This is a genomic window from Brevibacterium aurantiacum (assembly GCF_007558825.1).
Taxonomy (GTDB): Bacteria; Actinomycetota; Actinomycetes; order Actinomycetales; family Brevibacteriaceae; genus Brevibacterium; species Brevibacterium aurantiacum_A.
Genome location: NZ_VLTK01000005.1, coordinates 329,837 through 344,754, shown reverse-complemented (window position 1 = coordinate 344,754; position 14,918 = coordinate 329,837). Strand labels below are relative to the sequence as shown.

Sequence of the window (14,918 nt, the reverse complement as noted above, 5' to 3'; positions counted from 1 at the left end):
GACGATGCGAGAGCCTCGTCCCCCGAAAAACCGGGGATCGAGTGCTGCGCGAGACCCTCAAGACAGTGCGCGGACGTTCAGGCTCCGCGGTATCCGGGCATGAGGGAGTCACTGTCGACGATCTCCTTACCCAATGGCATGAGAGACACGGGGATGAGTTTGAGGTTCGCCCATCCCAGGGGAATGCCGATGATCGAGACGAAGAGCGGGATCGAGGTCACCACGTGCCCGATGGCCAGCCAGATGCCTGCGACGATCACCCAGATGATGTTGCCCAACGTCGTCGCGATACCCGCTGGCCTCGTTTCGATGACCTCGCGGCCGAAGGGCCAGAGCGCATAGTTGCCGATCCGGAAGGAGGCGATCCCCCAGGGGATGGTGACGATGAGTATGCAGCAGATGATGCCGGCGAGGTAGTAGCCGAGTGCCAGCCATAGTCCGCTGAAGATGAACCAGATGATGTTGAGCAGCGTGCGCATGTTCTCCTCGTTTCGACGATGTCCTCTTTCCAGTCTCGGTCACTGCCCGCGCTGATGCCATGAGGCTGCCCAGATATCTCACGAATGACATCCCCAGAGCTTCGACCTCCCGAAGTCTCTAGTCTCTAGGCGCCAGCCCGAGTACCGATACAAGCGAATGACTTGTCTTCGTCGATAACAAGTCATTTGCTTGTACATTGCAGCTCGCCGTCGCTTACGGGGCTTTCAATGTGCCGATGGTGAATACGACGACACCGTGCCCTCGAATTGATCAAGGACACGGTGTCGTCGGCATTCATGGAGCTCAGCTGATGATGTCAACTGCCCCCAGGGTCTTCTTTCCCCGACGCAGGAGGATCACTCCTCCGCCTTCGGTGGGGAGCACCTCGGCGGGGGTCAGGGTCTGGTCGTCACCGGTGACCTTGACGTTGTTGACGTAGGCGCCGCCGTCCTTGATCGCTCGGCGTGCCTCGCCCTTGGACTTCACGATGCCGGCAGTCACAAAGGCATCGGCAACGGGCATGCCCTCAGCTAGCTGCGTCGAGCTGACTTCACCGCGCGGAAGTTCGGATGTCGCGGCCCCCAGGGTGGAGGCGTCGAGACTGGCGAGCTCTCCCCCACCGAACAGGGCAGAGGCCGCTGCGATCGCCTGCTCGTACTTCTCCTTGCCGTGGACCAAGGTCGTCACGTCCTCGGCCAGCACCTTCTGCGCCAGGCGCGTGTGTGGTGCCGCGGTGAACTCGGCCTCGATCTCCCCGATCTCCTCGAGGGACCGGAATGAGAACACCTTGAGGTACTTCACGACGTCGCGGTCATCAGCATTGAGCCAGAACTGGCTGAACGCGTATGGGCTGGTCAGGCTCTCGTCCAACCACACGGTGCCGGACTCGGTCTTGCCGAACTTGGTGCCGTCGGCCTTGGTGATCAGCGGTGTGGCCAGAGCATGGACACTGTGCTGTTCGACGCGACGGATGAGATCAACGCCGGAGGTCAGGTTCCCCCACTGGTCGGAGCCACCGGTCTGCAGGGAGCAGCCGTAGCGGCGGTGGAGTTCGAGGTAGTCGTTGCCCTGCAGCACCTGGTACGAGAACTCCGTGAAGGAGATTCCCGCTTCGCTGTTGAGACGAGCCGAGACCGACTCCTTGGCCAGCATCCGGTTCATCGGGAAGTGCTTGCCGATGTCGCGGAGGAAATCGATGGCCGACATCTCGGATGTCCAGTCGTAGTTGTTCACGACCCGGGCGGCGTTCGGGCCGCTGAAGTCGAGGAACTTCTCGACCTGTGCCCGGATCTTTACCAACCATTCCTCGACGACCTCGCGCGGGTTGAGCGTGCGCTCTCCCGACATGCGGGGGTCACCGATGAGCCCGGTTGCTCCGCCGACGAGGGCCAGGGGGTTGTGTCCTGCCTTCTGCAGACGCGCGGCGGTGATGAGCTGGACCAGGTTGCCCATGTGCAGGCTGGGTGCGGTGGGATCGAAACCGACATAATAGGTCAGCGATTCCTCATTGAGAGCCTTCTGCAGGGCGGCTTCGTCGGTCGAAACCGAGACGAGGCCACGGGCCTTGAGTTCACTGAAGATGTCGGTCACTTCGGTCCTTTCAGATGTGTATGAAGCGTCGGCGAGAAGCCGACGAAGTCGATTCTACGGCGTACTTCGTCCCGATCAGAACCAACCCGGCCAACCACTGACCTGATAAGCACCCGGACTACGCCTCCGATAGGTCATGCCCTCGAAAGAAGTTTCCAACCCGATGTCGAAATCGTGAGTTCGGATCCGATGTCACACTGGAAGGGCCGAGAGGCGGCCCTCCTTCGAAAGGCAGAACAATGAAGTACGTCCTCCTCATCCACTCGAACCCCGATCCATGGGGGCACCCGACCGGCAACTACCTCGCCGAGTTCCAGGCACTGTCACAGGAGCAGCAGGACAGAATCAATTCCGACTTCGAGACCATGCTCGGCGATCTCCAGGAGAAGGGAGAACTGCTGGGCGGAGAGGCTCTTGGAGATCCTGCCGCCTCAAAGCTCTATCGGTGGACCGCCGGGAAGCCGACGTCAAGTGACGGACCGTATGCAGAGACCAAGGAACATCTTGCGGGGTTCTTCATCATCGATGTCGAGTCGCAGACCCGCGCCGAGGAGATCGCCGGGGTCTTCTCCGGCCCGGGTGAAACCGTTGAGCTGCGTCCCCTCATGTGAACGGTCAGCGGTGGAGACGAATGTCTGAGGGAAACAGCGAGGATGTGTGGCGTCGCGAGACGCCGCACATCCTCGCTGCCCTGATGAGGCGATACGGTGACTTCGTTGCCTGCGAAGACGCCGTGCAGGAGGCACTGCTCGCAGCTTCCCAACAGTGGCCAGCGACAGGCGTGCCTGACAAGCCACGAGGCTGGCTGTTGCGAGTGGCTTCCCGTCGTCTCATCGACTCCTTGCGTCAGGAGGGGGCCCGACGCGAGCGAGAGCAACGGACATTCGGCGTCGGCTTCTGCGACTTCGCGAGGATTCCGGACCCGATCATCAAGGACCGGGACTCCTCGCTCGACGTCCTCGCACTGTGCTGCCATCCCGAACTCACCACAGAATCGCAGGTCACTCTGGTGCTGAGAACTCTTCTCGGCTTGAGCACCCAACAGATTGCGGCCGTGTTCCTCATTCCCAACGCGACCGCCGGACAGAGGATCAGCAGAGCGAAGGCGACGATCAATGACCACCACCGGCGATTCCCTGCCCCAGCCTCACTGACCGACCGGCTGTCGGCCATGCTGCACGCGCTCTATCTCATGTTCACTGTCGGCCACAGCCGCCCATTCGGCGAAGAAGTGCTCGACCAGGAGGTCTCGGATGAGGCCCTCTGTCTGGCGCGTCGACTCCATGCAGAACTTCCCGGGGAATCGGAGACGGCGGGCCTGCTCGCACTCCTTCTGCTCAGCGACGCCCGTCGACCGGCCCGGACATCGGCGGACGGCGAACTCGTGAGGCTCGAAGATCAGGACCGCGGCCCGTGGGATCGGGCGGCGATCGGCGAAGGGATCGCGTTGCTCGAAGGTGCACTGCCGTTCGGCCCAGTCGGGGCCTACCAGTTGCAGGCAGCGATCTCCGCCGCCCACGCCGAGGCGACGACCTGGGCAGAGACCGACTGGCCGCAGATCGTCGAACTCTATTCGATGCTCGCGCATATCGCCCCGTCGCCGACTGTCACCCTCAACTTTGCTGTGGCCGTCGCTGAGGTCAACGGTCCGCAGCCGGCGCTGACCATGGTGGAACCGCTCAGGACTGACCCGCGGATGAGTCGCAGTCACCGCCTGCATGCGGTTCGGGCTCCGCTGTTGGAGGCACTCGGGGATCGTGAGGCTGCGCTCGAGGCCTACCGGAGCGCCGGCAGACTGTGCACGAACATTCCCGAACAGCGGTTTCTCAACACTCAGATCCTCCGCCTGAGCGCCCAAGACCCGACGAGCGAGCGCTGACGGCCGCCGGGGCCTGGCCCGAGGCCGACAAACGCCTGGCTGCTCAGCCGCTCACACGCTCCGAGCCGAATCGGCGAACTCGCGCAGCTTTGCAACCTCAGCCTTGGCATTGGCCAGCTGCTGGTCCACGGCGGACCGCGCTGTTCCGCCCTTGGAGCTGCGGGAGTCGATCGATCCAAGCGTGGTGAGCACTTCACGGACGTCTGGCGTCAGGTGTTCGGAGATGCCGGCGAATTCTTCGTCTGTGAGATCCCACAGCTCGGCATCCTTCGACTCGGCCAACTGCACACATTCCCCGGAGAGTTCATGGGCGATGCGGAAGGGCACGCCCTTGCGGACGAGCCATTCGGCGATGTCCGTGGCCAGGGCGAATCCCCGCGGTGCCAGGTAGGCCATGCGTTCGGTGTTGAACTTCAGCGTGGCGACCATGCCAGTGAAGGCCGGGAGCAGAAGTTCGAGGGTGTCGGTGGCGTCGAAGACCGGTTCCTTGTCTTCCTGCAGGTCACGGTTGTAGGCCAGCGGCAGTGCCTTGAGCGTTGAGAGCAGCCCGGTGAGGTCACCGATGAGGCGTCCTGATTTGCCGCGGGTCAGCTCAGCGACGTCGGGGTTCTTCTTCTGCGGCATGATCGACGAGCCCGTCGAGTACGCATCGTGGAGGGTGACGAAGGAGAATTCCTTGGTCGCCCAGGCGATGACCTCTTCGGAAAGTCGGGAGAGGTTGATACCGATCATCGTGGTGATGAACAGGTATTCGGCGAAGACGTCGCGACCTGCGGTGCCGTCGATCGAGTTCTCTGCCGAGTCATTGAAGCCCAGATCTGCGGCCACGGCCTGTGGGTCGAGGCCCAAGGATGATCCGGCCAGGGCGCCCGAGCCGTAGGCGGAGATTCCGGCGCGCTCATCGAAGTCGACGAACCGGGCGACGTCGCGCAGCAACGGCCATGCGTGGGCCAGCAGGTGGTGGGCCAGGAGCACAGGCTGTGCGTGCTGCAAGTGGGTGCGACCGGGCATCGGCGCTTCGGGGTGCTCTTCAGCCTGGGCGATGAGGACGTCGACGGCGTCGAGGACCAGACTGGCCAGGTCACGAGCGTGATCGCGCAGGTACATGCGTCCCAGGGTCGCGATCTGGTCGTTGCGGGATCGGCCGGCACGCAGTTTTCCACCAAGGTCAGGGCCGGCGATCTCGATGAGTCCGCGCTCGAGTGAGGAGTGGACGTCCTCATCCGATTCTGCGGCAACGTATTCGCCGGTTTCGACGCGGCGGCCGAGTTCGTCAAGTGCCTCGGTCATGCCCTGCAGCTCGTCGTCGTCCAGCAGACCCGAGCGGTGCAGCACCTTTGCGTGGGCCTTCGAACCGGCGATGTCGTAGTGGGCCAGGCGCCAGTCGAAGTCCGTCGACTTGCTCAACGCGGCCAGTGCATCGGCCGGGCCGTCCGAGAATCGTCCGCCCCATAGGCTCAGTCGTTCGCTCACAAAAGGTCCTTCCCCACCGCTGTCGCTTTCACGTCACCGGTCCATTCGTCATCGTTCGTTGTCATTGTCTCAGGAATTGTGTCGCTCAGGATCCGCCGAGGCTGGGGTTCATCCCTCGCTGAGGCCGCCGGCCGCGTATTCGAGGAACGTCTCCGCCAAGGCTTGTCCCCCGACAGTGGAGTCGGCAATGACGAGGACAGTGTCATCGCCGGCGATGGTGCCGAAGATCCCAGTCATCGAGGAGCGGTCGATCGCCGAGGCCAAATATTGGGCGGCTCCGGGCGGGGTGCGCAGAACGACCATGTCCTTCTGAGCCGCCGCGGAGACGAGGAGCTCCTCGAGCAGCCTCGGCAGCTTCGCGTCGAGGCTGTCACCCGTGGACTGCTGCAGGCTCCGGTCCCCGCCCTCACCGGGGACAGCGTAGACGGATCCGGCGGTGGACCGGATCTTCACGGCCCCCACCTCGGCGAGGTCGCGTGAGAGTGTCGCCTGGGTGACGGTGATGCCCATCGTTGCCAGGTTCTCGGCCAGGTCGATCTGGGAATGCACGGATTTGCGGGTGATGAGATCGATGATCTTCTGCTGCCGCGCAGTCTTCGTCAGCGGTGCCGAGTTCGTCGGTGATGTGGAGTTCTCGCTCATCGCTTCTCCAGCAGGAATGTCATGAGTGCCTTCTGTGCGTGGAGGCGGTTCTCTGCTTCATCGAACACCACCGAGGCGGGACCGTCGATGACCTCGGCCGTGACCTCTTTGCCCCGGTAGGCCGGCAGGCAGTGGAGGAAGATCGGGTCGTTGCCCAGGTTCATGAGCTCCTGTGAGACCTGGTACTTCACGAAGGGTGAGGCTTCGTCATCGCGTCCGGCCGAATCCTGGCCCATGGACACCCAGGTGTCGGTGACGAGGACATCGGCGCCCTGGGCGGCAGCCACGGGGTCATCGGTGACCATGACGGAACCGCCGGTGGTCTGGGCGAGTTCGTTCGCCTCGGCGATGATGTCCTCGGCCGGTTGGTAGTCGGCGGGGGCGGCGATGCGCACGTGCATGCCGGCGTTGACTCCGCCGAGGACGTAGGAGTTGGCCATGTTGTTGGCCCCGTCGCCGTAGTAGGTCATGGTCTGACCGGCGACGTCACCGCGGTGTTCGCGGATCGTGAGCAGGTCGGCCAGGATCTGGCAGGGATGGTAGTCATCGGACAGTGAGTTGATGACCGGGACGGATGAGTTCTCGGCCATCTCCTCGAGGCCTGCCTGGGCGTAGGTGCGCCAGACGATGGCTGAGACCATGCGCGACATCACCTGGGCGGTGTCGGCGATGGATTCCTTGTGTCCCAGCTGCGCCTCGCCGGGGTTGATGATGAGCGGCTGTCCGCCAAGGGCGGCGATGCCGGCGGCGAAGGACACGCGGGTCCTCGTTGAGGTCTTATCGAAGATGACTGCCGCGGTCTGCGGTCCGGCCAGCGGGGTGCGAGAGTACGGGGCTGCTTTGAGCTCAACCGCGAGGTCGAGGACGTGCGCTTGTTCGGCCGGGGTGAGGTCGGTGTCCTTGAGGAAATGCCGTGTCATGGTGTGTCCTTTGTCAGTCTGTGTGGGGCAACCGGGCTGTGAGGGTGGATGCCCCGGTCGCCGAGGTGGCCGCTAGGTGGGCGGCGAACGTGTTCAGCCGTGCAGCAGTCCGGGCAGGTCGGTCAGGAACGGCGCGAGATCGTCTTTCGTGATGATCAGCGGTGGTGCCAGGCGCAGGCGTCCGGGTGCAACGGGGTTGATGATGAACCCGGCCTCGAGCGCGCGAGCGGCGATCGCCTTCTCATCGAGGCCCTCGGCCAGTTCGAGGCCCAGGAGGAGACCGGTGCCGGTGACCTTCTCGATGCCGTCGATGGTCAGCAGCTGTTCGGTGAGCCACTCGCCTGTGACCCGGGTGTGGGCGAGCAGGTTGTCGGTCTCGATGGTTTCGAGTACGGCTAGTCCGGCGGCGCAGGCGATGGGGTTTCCGCCGAAGGTGGTCCCGTGCTGTCCGGCTTCGAGGAGTTTGGTGTTGGCATCGCCGACGGTGATGGTGGCCCCGATCGGCATGCCCCCGCCCAGCCCCTTCGCCGAGGTGATGATGTCGGGGACGACGCCTTCGCCGATGTCCGGGTTCTGGTAGGCGAACCATGATCCGGTCCTGGCCACACCGGACTGGACCTCGTCGAGGACGAGGAGGGCCCCGGCCTCGCGGGTGAGTTCGCGGACCTTGGTGAGGTAGCCAGTCGGGTGCTGCCGGACTCCGACCTCGCCCTGTATGGGTTCGATGAAGACGGCGGCGGTGGTGTCGTTGATGGCGGCGGCGAGCACGTCGACGTCCCCGTAGGGAATATGGACGACGCCGGGTACTCCGGGTGCGAAGGGTTCACGGTAGGCGGCCTTAGCCGTCAGTGCGAGCGCGCCCATGGTGCGACCGTGGAAGGCGCCCTCGATGGCGATGATGATCGGTCGTGATCCACCCCCAGCACGGCGGGCCATCTTGAAGGCGGCCTCATTGGCTTCGGTGCCGGAGTTCGAGAAGAACACGGCCGAACCGCTGGGCAGGTCGAGGACCTCGTGAAGTTTCTCAGCGAGTGCGATCTGCGGCGGTGAGGTGAAGAAGTTCGAAATGTGGCCCAGGGTCGACGCCTGCTCGGTGATGGCCTTGACCCACGTGGGGTGGCAGTGGCCGAGTGCGTTGACGGCAATGCCGGCGAGGAGGTCGAGATATTCCTTGCCCGAGGCGTCCCACGCGTGCACGCCCGCTCCGCGGACGAGGTCGAGCTGGGGTGAGCCGAAGACCGGTGAGAGGACGCGGGAGAAGTCATCGCGCCAGGTCTGGGCCTGGTCTGTCACAGCATTTGCCTCAGTCATCGTTCGTCTCCTCAGTGCTTGTCTCGTGTCCCTCGCCTTTGTGCCCGTCACCCAGTGGTGCGGGTTCGACGACGGTGTCTTCGACCATGGTGCCGATGCCCTCGGAGGTGAAGACCTCGAGGAGAAGCGAGTGCGCCATCCGGCCGTCGATGATGTGGGCCTGCTGCACCCCGTGCTCGATGGCTTCGAGGGCTGCGGTCATCTTCGGGATCATGCCCGCGTCGAGGCTGGGCAGCAGTTCGCGCAGCTTCTTAGGGCCGATGCGAGAAATCAGGCTCGAGGTATCGGGCCAGTTGGCGTAGAGGCCGGGCACATCGGTGAGCATGATCAGTTTGTCGGCACGCAAGGCTTTCGCCACGGCGGAGGCGGCGAGGTCGGCGTTGATGTTCAGGGGCTTGCCGGCCTCACCGTCGATCTCCGAAGCGATCGAGCAGATGACAGGCACCCGCCCGGCGTCGAGGAGCTCGGTGAGCACGGTGGTGTTGACCTCGGCGATCTCACCCACCCGGCCCAGGTCGATGAGTTCACCGTCCACCTCGGCGTGGGTCTTGTTCGCCAGCAGCAGGTCCGCGTCTTCACCGGAGAGCCCGATCGCGGCATTGCCGTTCTGGTTGATGCGGGAGACGATGTCGCGGTTGACCTGCCCGGAGAGGACCATGCGGATGACCTCGGCCGCTTCTTCACTCGTGACTCTCTGTCCGGCCTTGAACTCGCTTTCGATACCCAAGCGAGCCAGCATCGAGGTGATCTGGGGTCCGCCGCCGTGGACGACGACGGGTCGGATGCCGGCGAAGCGCAGGAACGCGATGTCGTCGGCGAATGACTGTTGGAGCTCCGGGGAGATCATCGCGTTGCCGCCGTACTTGATGACGATCGTGGCACCGGCGAAGGTCTTGATCCACGGCAGCGCCTCGGTCAGGGCCTCGGCCTTGACCTGGGCGGCGGCAAGCCGGGCTGCCGTGGACTTCGTGGACATGTCGTGTGGGTTGCTCATGTGGAGTAGGCGCTGTTCTCTTCGACGTAATCGTGGGTGAGGTCCGAGGTCCAGACCGTGGCGGTGGCATCTCCTGCGTGGAGGTCGATGACGACGTCGACGTTGCGGTCGAATGTGACCTTCTCCGGGTCCTCATAGGGACCAGAGGCCCGGCACACCTCGGTGCCGTTGATGATCACGTCGATGGCCGTGGGGTCGAAGGTCGCCGAGGTGGTTCCCACCTGGGCAACGACGCGACCCCAGTTCGGGTCCTGGCCGAAGATCGCGGCCTTGAACAGGGCCGAGCGTGACACTGAGCGGGAGACCTCGACGGCCTCGGCCTCACTAGCCGCCCCCTGCGTGGTGATCGCAATGTCGTGGTGGGCGCCTTCGGCGTCGACGTGGAGTTGGTGCATGAGGTCGAGGCAGAGTTCGCGTAGCAGGCTCGTGAACTCATCTGTATCGACTGCCGCGTCGTGGGCGCCGGAGGACATGAGGATGACGGTGTCATTCGTGGACATACACCCGTCGGTGTCAAGACGGTCGAAGCTCTGACTCGTCGAGGCTCGCAGCGCCTGATCGAGCAAGGCCTGGTCGACCTTCGCGTCGGTGGTGATGACGACGAGCATGGTGGCCAATCCCGGGGCGAGCATGCCCGCGCCCTTGGCCATGCCGCCGATCGTGTACCCGGAGCTGCCCTCACGGGTGGCAGTCTTGGCCACGGTGTCGGTGGTCATGATCGCCTCGGCGGCGTGCTTGCCTCCGGCCACGGAGTCCTCAGCAGCGGCCACGAGTGGAGGGAGGTTGTCGATGATGGTATCGCGGAAATCCTGGCCGCCGACGCCGATGAGTCCGGTCGAGCAGACAAGGATGTCTTCGGCTTGGGTGGCGGTGCCGGCCTCGGTGAGGAGATCGGCGGTGGCCTGTGCCGTCAGCGTCGTCGTCTCGTGTCCGAAATCACCGGTGTAACAGTTGGCTCCCCCGGAGTTGAGGACGACGGCGCGGGCCTGACCGTTCGCCGAGGCCTTCTGGGACCACAGGACGGGGTTGGCCTTGCAGCGGTTCGAGGTGTAGACGGCGGCGACAGCGGTATCGGGGCCGGTGTTGACGACGAGCGAGAGGTCTTTGGTCCCGCTGGGTTTGAGTCCGGCGATGAGGCCGGCGGCTGTGAAGCCAAGTGGTGCGGTCACGCTCATGGGGCGACTCCTTCAAGGGGAAGCGCGGTGGTCTCGTCGAGACCAAGGGCCAGGTGGATGGACTGGAGGGCTTGGCCGGCAGTGCCGCGGACGAGGTTGTCCAGGGCCACAACCACGAGGATCTTTTCCGCGCGCTCATCGACGGTGAACTGGATGTGTGCGAGGTTCGATCCGGCCGTCGATGAGGTGCGCGGCCACTGGCCTTCGGGCAGGACGCGGACGAAGGGCTCATCGGCGTAGGCCTGGGCGAATGCCTGGGCCAGCTGGTCTTTCAGTGCCGCGGCGTCGAGGAGGCCCTCGGCGGTTTTCGGTGCGGACTCCCCCGGCACGGCGGTGATGGTGGCGAGGATTCCGCGGGCCATGGGCACAAGTGTCGGGGTGAATGAGATCCGCGTCGGGCCTTCTGTGGCGTCGGCGCCGAGGACTCCGTTGAGGTTCTGTTCGATCTCGGGCACATGCCGGTGAGAGCCGCCCGTGCCGTAGGGAGAGGCATCGCCGAGGACCTCGGCGGCGGTGAGGTGCGGCTTGAGTGCCTTACCGGCCCCGGAGACTCCGTTAGCGAGGACTGCGTTGAGCCCTGCGGGAGCGGCGAGGCCGGCCTGGACCAGGGGTGCAAGCCCGAGGGTCACGGCGGTGACGTTGCAGCCGGGGACGGCGATGCGCTTGGTGTCCTTGAGTGCCTCGCGCTGTTTGGCTCCGCCGGCAGTGAGGAGTTCGGGCAGACCGTAGGTCCAGGTGCCCTGGTGCTCGGAACCGTAGAACTTCTCCCAGGCGGCGGCACTGATGAGGCGGTGATCGGCGGCGAGATCGACGATGAGTGTCTCGGGGCTCGATTCTTCGAGCTCGGCAGCGATTGCTCCGGACTGGCCGTGGGGGAGGGCGAGGATGACGACATCGTGGCCGGCGAGCACCTCGGCGGTGGACTCCTTGACCACGAAATCGGAATATCGGGCAAGATGGGGTTGATGTCGGCCGAGCTTCTCACCCACGGAGGAATGTCCGCACACCGTGGTGACGTTGAGATGAGGGTGAGTGCTCAGCAGCCGGAGGACCTCTCCCCCGGCGTATCCGGTGGCACCGGAGACGGCAACCGTAAGATCATTCATATGTATAACTATACCAGCACATTAAATTATATGCAGGAGGCGTGATGACCCAGGCTATTCAGGCGATGCGAGCAGGTGGACCCGAGGTTCTCGAGTTCAACGAGATCGACACTCCTCGGCCCGGTCCTGGTGAGGTCCTCGTTGACGTCGCGGCCGCGGGCGTGAACTTCATCGACACGTATCGTCGTTCGGGCACGTATCCCATGAGCTACCCGCACATCGTCGGTTCCGAGGGCACCGGTCACATCGCCGAGGTGGGCGAAGGTGTCGTCAGCTGGTCCGTCGGCGATCGCGTCGCCTGGCACGAGGGCCCGGGTTCGTATGCGACCCAGGTCGTCGTCAAGACCGATAACCTGCTGCGCGTACCCAAGGGCGTGAGCACCGAGGTCGCTGCCGCAATGCCGTTGCAGGGTCTGACCGCTCAGTACCTGGCCACGAGCTCCCACGAGATCAAGCCCGGACACACCGCTCTCGTCCACGCCGGTGCCGGTGGTGTCGGACTGTTACTCACGCAGATCATCAAACACCTGGGCGGCAACGTCATCTCGACTGTGAGCACCGAGGCGAAGGCTGAGCTGGCACGCAAGGCCGGTGCCGATGAGGTGTTCCTCTACGGCGAGGGCGTCGACGTGACCGCGAAGGTCAAGGAACTCACTGGCGGCGAGGGCGTGGAGGTCGCCTACGACGGAGTCGGCAAGGACACCTTCGATGCGTCACTGGCCTCGCTCAAGCCGCTGGGTTCGATGGTGCTCTTTGGCGGTGCCTCGGGTCAGGTGCCGCCGTTCGACATTCAGCGCCTCAATGCGTCGGGCGGAATCTTCCTGTCTCGTCCGTCACTGGCTTGGTTCGTCCGTTCGTCGGAGGAACTGGCGAAGCGTTCGGCGATGCTCTTCAACGGCATCGAGCACGGGTGGTTGAACTTCCGGGTGGGTGCGACGTTCCCGTTGGCTGAGGCTGCGGATGCGCATCGGGCGTTGGAAGGGCGGGAGACTACGGGGAAGGTTGTGCTGACTACGGCCTGACTTAGCAACTACAGCCTGGGCTCGGAGTTCCTGTCTATCGGTACGAACTCCGAGCCCAAACTGTTGTGGCACTGAGGCCGGGGAGGACGCTCCCCGCTCTCCACTCGCCTGATCCACGCGCATTTATGTTGTCGCCCGTTCCGCACCGTCGCCGTGCGTCGCTGATACCTTGAAGACATGTACGAAGATTCTGTTCGCGACGCAGTCCGTCATTTCATGGCAGAACGCGATTGGCAACAATTCCACACCCCTGAGAATTTAGCCAAAAGTGTTTCTATCGAAGCAGCGGAACTGCTCGAATGCTTCCAGTGGGGCGATGCCGACCTCGACTCCGCGAAAGACGAGCTCGCAGATGTGTTGACGTATTGCATGCTGCTCGCCGACAAAATGGATCTGGATCCCGACACCATCGTTTTGGACAAGCTGGAGAAGACTCGTGCGAAGTACCCAGTGGAGAAAGCTCGAGGCACGAGCGTGAAATATGACCAGCTTTAAGGTCGAGCGCTTCCCGTTCGACGCGGACCGGGTCAAGGCGTGGGGATCCGTCGACCCACGACACCGGAACTGGCCAGTCGTATATGTCATGAACAATGCAAAAGAGGTCTACGTCGGGGAGTCACTCAACGTCGAGGGACGAATGCGACAGCACCTCGAGTCTGACTCAAAACGACAACTTCAGTCGGTGAGAGTCGTTCTAGATAACACGTTCAACAAATCAGCGTGCCTCGATCTGGAGTCGTTCCTCATCCGTATGTTCCACGGTGACGGAAGCCGACAGGTCCTCAACCTCAACGCCGGCATCACCGATGCCGAGTACTACGACCGAGAGAACTACAACAAGACGTTCCGACAGATCTTCGAAGAGTTGCGCACTCAGGAGGAACTGTTCAAACGAACGATTCCCCAAATCATCAACAGTGATCTTTTCAAGCTCTCACCCTTCAAAGCACTGAACCACGATCAGGCCATCGCCGTCGATGACATTCTCGAGGGCTTCTTTGACGACCTGAGGAGCGGCGTTGATAACACCGTCGTTGTCGAGGGCAATCCGGGAACAGGCAAGACGGTTGTCGCAATCTATCTGCTCAAGCTGCTGGAAGACATCAGGCGGCACGATTTGGAAGAGCCGCTCGACATCGATTCCATCTTCAGTGACTACTTCACTCCTGAACATACCGAGCTTCTCAAGTCCCTCAAGTTCGCAATCGTCGTCCCCCAGCAGTCACTACGGGAGTCAATCGCCAAGGTCTTCAAGCTGACACCAGGTCTGGGCAAGGGCATGGTGTTAACGCCGTTCCAGGTCGGTGAGAGCTCAGAGAAGTTCGACCTTATCGTCGTCGACGAAGCCCATCGGCTCAACCATCGTGCAAATCAAGCATCCGGATCACAGAATACGAAGTTCGCAGAAATCAATAAGATGCTGTTCGGCTGGGACAATCCACAGAAGACTCAGTTGGACTGGGTCAAGAAGCAGAGTCGTCATTCTATCTTCATGTTGGATGTCGGCCAGACTGTCCGCCCCGCCGATCTGCCTGCAACCGAGACAAAGAAACTCGCTGCGCAAGCCAAGTCGGCTGGTCGGCTATATCCGCTTCAAACCCAGATGCGTATTGAAGCAGATAAGGACTATGTGGGCTACGTCCGCTCTATACTCAGCGATAATCCTCCAATAGCTCGGGAAGACTTCGGGGAATATGACCTTCGAATGTTCACTGAACTGGGGAACATGAGAACCGAATTGCAGAAGCGGGAAGAAGAGTACGGGCTCTCGCGTCTCGTCGCTGGATATGCTTGGTCCTGGAAGAGCAAAAACGATAAAACTGGAACTGTCTACGACATCGAACTCGACGGTCTGCAGATGCGATGGAACACGGCCAAGACGGATTGGATCAACTCACCAAAGTCAGTCGACGAGGTTGGATCGATCCACACAGTGCAGGGCTACGACCTCAACTACGTCGGGGTAATCATTGGCAACGACCTTCGACTCGACCCAGTTGCAGGCAAGCTAGTCTTCGATCGCACCAACTATCACGACAAGAAGGGCCGCGAGAACAACGCCAAGCTCGGTATCACGTATTCCGACGCGGACCTTCTCGAGTACGTAAAGAACATCTATAGCGTCCTGCTTACACGAGGAATCCAAGGTACGTACGTGTACGTCTGCGACACCGCTCTGCGAGAACGCCTTCAAGAGTTTGTCTAAGTCACCAGTCGAATCAACAGCTGATTCCTGTCTCACAACCTATGGGTTATGAGGCGCTTCGGTTACGAGACACCTGAGGGGCTCGGAACGGAACGGCACCCCGACGCCTGGGCATATGCG

General features: G+C 62.7%; 14 protein-coding genes. 5 read left to right on the top strand and 9 right to left on the bottom strand.

All coding sequences use genetic code 11. The annotated features are described in order from the left end of the window. Positions 1-77: 77 nt before the first annotated feature. Together FO013_RS11310 and tyrS are read right to left on the bottom strand one after the other, a co-directional pair. The gene (locus tag FO013_RS11310) at positions 78-479 is read right to left on the bottom strand and encodes a YccF domain-containing protein (RefSeq protein WP_143922636.1); all 402 of its coding nucleotides are present in this window, start codon (positions 477-479) and stop codon (positions 78-80) included. A gap of 304 nt (positions 480-783) precedes the next feature. After that, positions 784-2,070, bottom strand: coding sequence for a tyrosine--tRNA ligase (gene tyrS, locus FO013_RS11305; RefSeq protein WP_143922635.1), 1,287 nt, complete (start codon positions 2,068-2,070; stop codon positions 784-786). Between the two features lie 239 nt (positions 2,071-2,309). Here tyrS and FO013_RS11300 point away from each other — a divergent pair, with 239 nt between their 5' ends. Together FO013_RS11300 and FO013_RS11295 are read left to right on the top strand one after the other, a co-directional pair. Next, positions 2,310-2,681, top strand: a complete 372-nt coding sequence (locus FO013_RS11300; RefSeq protein WP_143922634.1) for a YciI family protein — start codon at positions 2,310-2,312, stop codon at positions 2,679-2,681. A gap of 20 nt (positions 2,682-2,701) precedes the next feature. Further along, positions 2,702-3,949 (top strand): RNA polymerase sigma factor, encoded by a 1,248-nt coding sequence (locus tag FO013_RS11295; protein WP_143922633.1) that lies wholly within the window; start codon positions 2,702-2,704, stop codon positions 3,947-3,949. 51 nt (positions 3,950-4,000) lie between these two features. On the opposite strand, the gene argH is transcribed toward FO013_RS11295, so the two are convergent. The 7 genes from argH to argC all read right to left on the bottom strand — a co-directional run bounded on the left by argH (position 4,001) and on the right by argC (position 11,570). After that, the gene (gene argH, locus FO013_RS11290) at positions 4,001-5,422 is read right to left on the bottom strand and encodes an argininosuccinate lyase (RefSeq protein WP_143922632.1); all 1,422 of its coding nucleotides are present in this window, start codon (positions 5,420-5,422) and stop codon (positions 4,001-4,003) included. A gap of 108 nt (positions 5,423-5,530) precedes the next feature. After that, positions 5,531-6,064: an arginine repressor gene (locus FO013_RS11285; protein ID WP_143922631.1), complete on the bottom strand. Its 534-nt coding sequence runs from the start codon at positions 6,062-6,064 to the stop codon at positions 5,531-5,533. After that, the gene (gene argF / locus FO013_RS11280; protein WP_143922630.1) at positions 6,061-6,984 is read right to left on the bottom strand and encodes an ornithine carbamoyltransferase; all 924 of its coding nucleotides are present in this window, start codon (positions 6,982-6,984) and stop codon (positions 6,061-6,063) included. Before argF ends, FO013_RS11285 begins: the two co-directional genes overlap by 4 nt. Positions 6,985-7,077: 93 nt before the next feature. After that, complete coding sequence (locus FO013_RS11275) at positions 7,078-8,295, bottom strand: acetylornithine transaminase (RefSeq protein ID WP_143922629.1); 1,218 nt, start codon at positions 8,293-8,295, stop codon at positions 7,078-7,080. Beyond that, positions 8,288-9,289: an acetylglutamate kinase gene (gene argB / locus FO013_RS11270; protein WP_143922628.1), complete on the bottom strand. Its 1,002-nt coding sequence runs from the start codon at positions 9,287-9,289 to the stop codon at positions 8,288-8,290. Before argB ends, FO013_RS11275 begins: the two co-directional genes overlap by 8 nt. After that, on the bottom strand, positions 9,286-10,464 hold the full coding sequence (gene argJ, locus FO013_RS11265) for a bifunctional glutamate N-acetyltransferase/amino-acid acetyltransferase ArgJ (RefSeq protein ID WP_143922627.1): 1,179 nt from the start codon (positions 10,462-10,464) through the stop codon (positions 9,286-9,288). Before argJ ends, argB begins: the two co-directional genes overlap by 4 nt. Then, positions 10,461-11,570 carry an N-acetyl-gamma-glutamyl-phosphate reductase gene (gene argC, locus FO013_RS11260; RefSeq protein WP_143922626.1) on the bottom strand — a complete coding sequence of 370 codons (1,110 nt, stop codon included), beginning with the start codon at positions 11,568-11,570 and terminating at the stop codon, positions 10,461-10,463. Before argC ends, argJ begins: the two co-directional genes overlap by 4 nt. A gap of 44 nt (positions 11,571-11,614) precedes the next feature. Here argC and FO013_RS11255 point away from each other — a divergent pair, with 44 nt between their 5' ends. The 3 genes from FO013_RS11255 to FO013_RS11245 all read left to right on the top strand — a co-directional run bounded on the left by FO013_RS11255 (position 11,615) and on the right by FO013_RS11245 (position 14,798). After that, the gene (locus tag FO013_RS11255; RefSeq protein ID WP_143922625.1) at positions 11,615-12,592 is read left to right on the top strand and encodes a quinone oxidoreductase family protein; all 978 of its coding nucleotides are present in this window, start codon (positions 11,615-11,617) and stop codon (positions 12,590-12,592) included. 177 nt (positions 12,593-12,769) lie between these two features. Next, the gene (locus FO013_RS11250; RefSeq protein WP_143922624.1) at positions 12,770-13,087 is read left to right on the top strand and encodes a nucleotide pyrophosphohydrolase; all 318 of its coding nucleotides are present in this window, start codon (positions 12,770-12,772) and stop codon (positions 13,085-13,087) included. Beyond that, positions 13,074-14,798, top strand: coding sequence for a DUF2075 domain-containing protein (locus tag FO013_RS11245; RefSeq protein WP_143922623.1), 1,725 nt, complete (start codon positions 13,074-13,076; stop codon positions 14,796-14,798). The genes FO013_RS11250 and FO013_RS11245 overlap by 14 nt, the downstream gene beginning before the upstream one ends. Positions 14,799-14,918 lie beyond the last annotated feature (120 nt).

Excerpts from the sequence above, each read along its gene's own strand:
- FO013_RS11275 (WP_143922629.1), bottom strand. The coding sequence starts at position 8,295 with ATGACTGAGGCAAATGCTGTGACAGACCAGGCCCAGACCTGGCGCGAT.
- FO013_RS11295 (WP_143922633.1), top strand. The coding sequence starts at position 2,702 with ATGTCTGAGGGAAACAGCGAGGATGTGTGGCGTCGCGAGACGCCGCAC.
- argB (WP_143922628.1), bottom strand. The coding sequence starts at position 9,289 with ATGAGCAACCCACACGACATGTCCACGAAGTCCACGGCAGCCCGGCTT.
- FO013_RS11245 (WP_143922623.1), top strand. The coding sequence starts at position 13,074 with ATGACCAGCTTTAAGGTCGAGCGCTTCCCGTTCGACGCGGACCGGGTC.
- FO013_RS11250 (WP_143922624.1), top strand. The coding sequence starts at position 12,770 with ATGTACGAAGATTCTGTTCGCGACGCAGTCCGTCATTTCATGGCAGAA.
- FO013_RS11300 (WP_143922634.1), top strand. The coding sequence starts at position 2,310 with ATGAAGTACGTCCTCCTCATCCACTCGAACCCCGATCCATGGGGGCAC.
- argF (WP_143922630.1), bottom strand. The coding sequence starts at position 6,984 with ATGACACGGCATTTCCTCAAGGACACCGACCTCACCCCGGCCGAACAA.
- argC (WP_143922626.1), bottom strand. The coding sequence starts at position 11,570 with ATGAATGATCTTACGGTTGCCGTCTCCGGTGCCACCGGATACGCCGGG.
- argJ (WP_143922627.1), bottom strand. The coding sequence starts at position 10,464 with ATGAGCGTGACCGCACCACTTGGCTTCACAGCCGCCGGCCTCATCGCC.
- FO013_RS11285 (WP_143922631.1), bottom strand. The coding sequence starts at position 6,064 with ATGAGCGAGAACTCCACATCACCGACGAACTCGGCACCGCTGACGAAG.
- FO013_RS11310 (WP_143922636.1), bottom strand. The coding sequence starts at position 479 with ATGCGCACGCTGCTCAACATCATCTGGTTCATCTTCAGCGGACTATGG.
- FO013_RS11255 (WP_143922625.1), top strand. The coding sequence starts at position 11,615 with ATGACCCAGGCTATTCAGGCGATGCGAGCAGGTGGACCCGAGGTTCTC.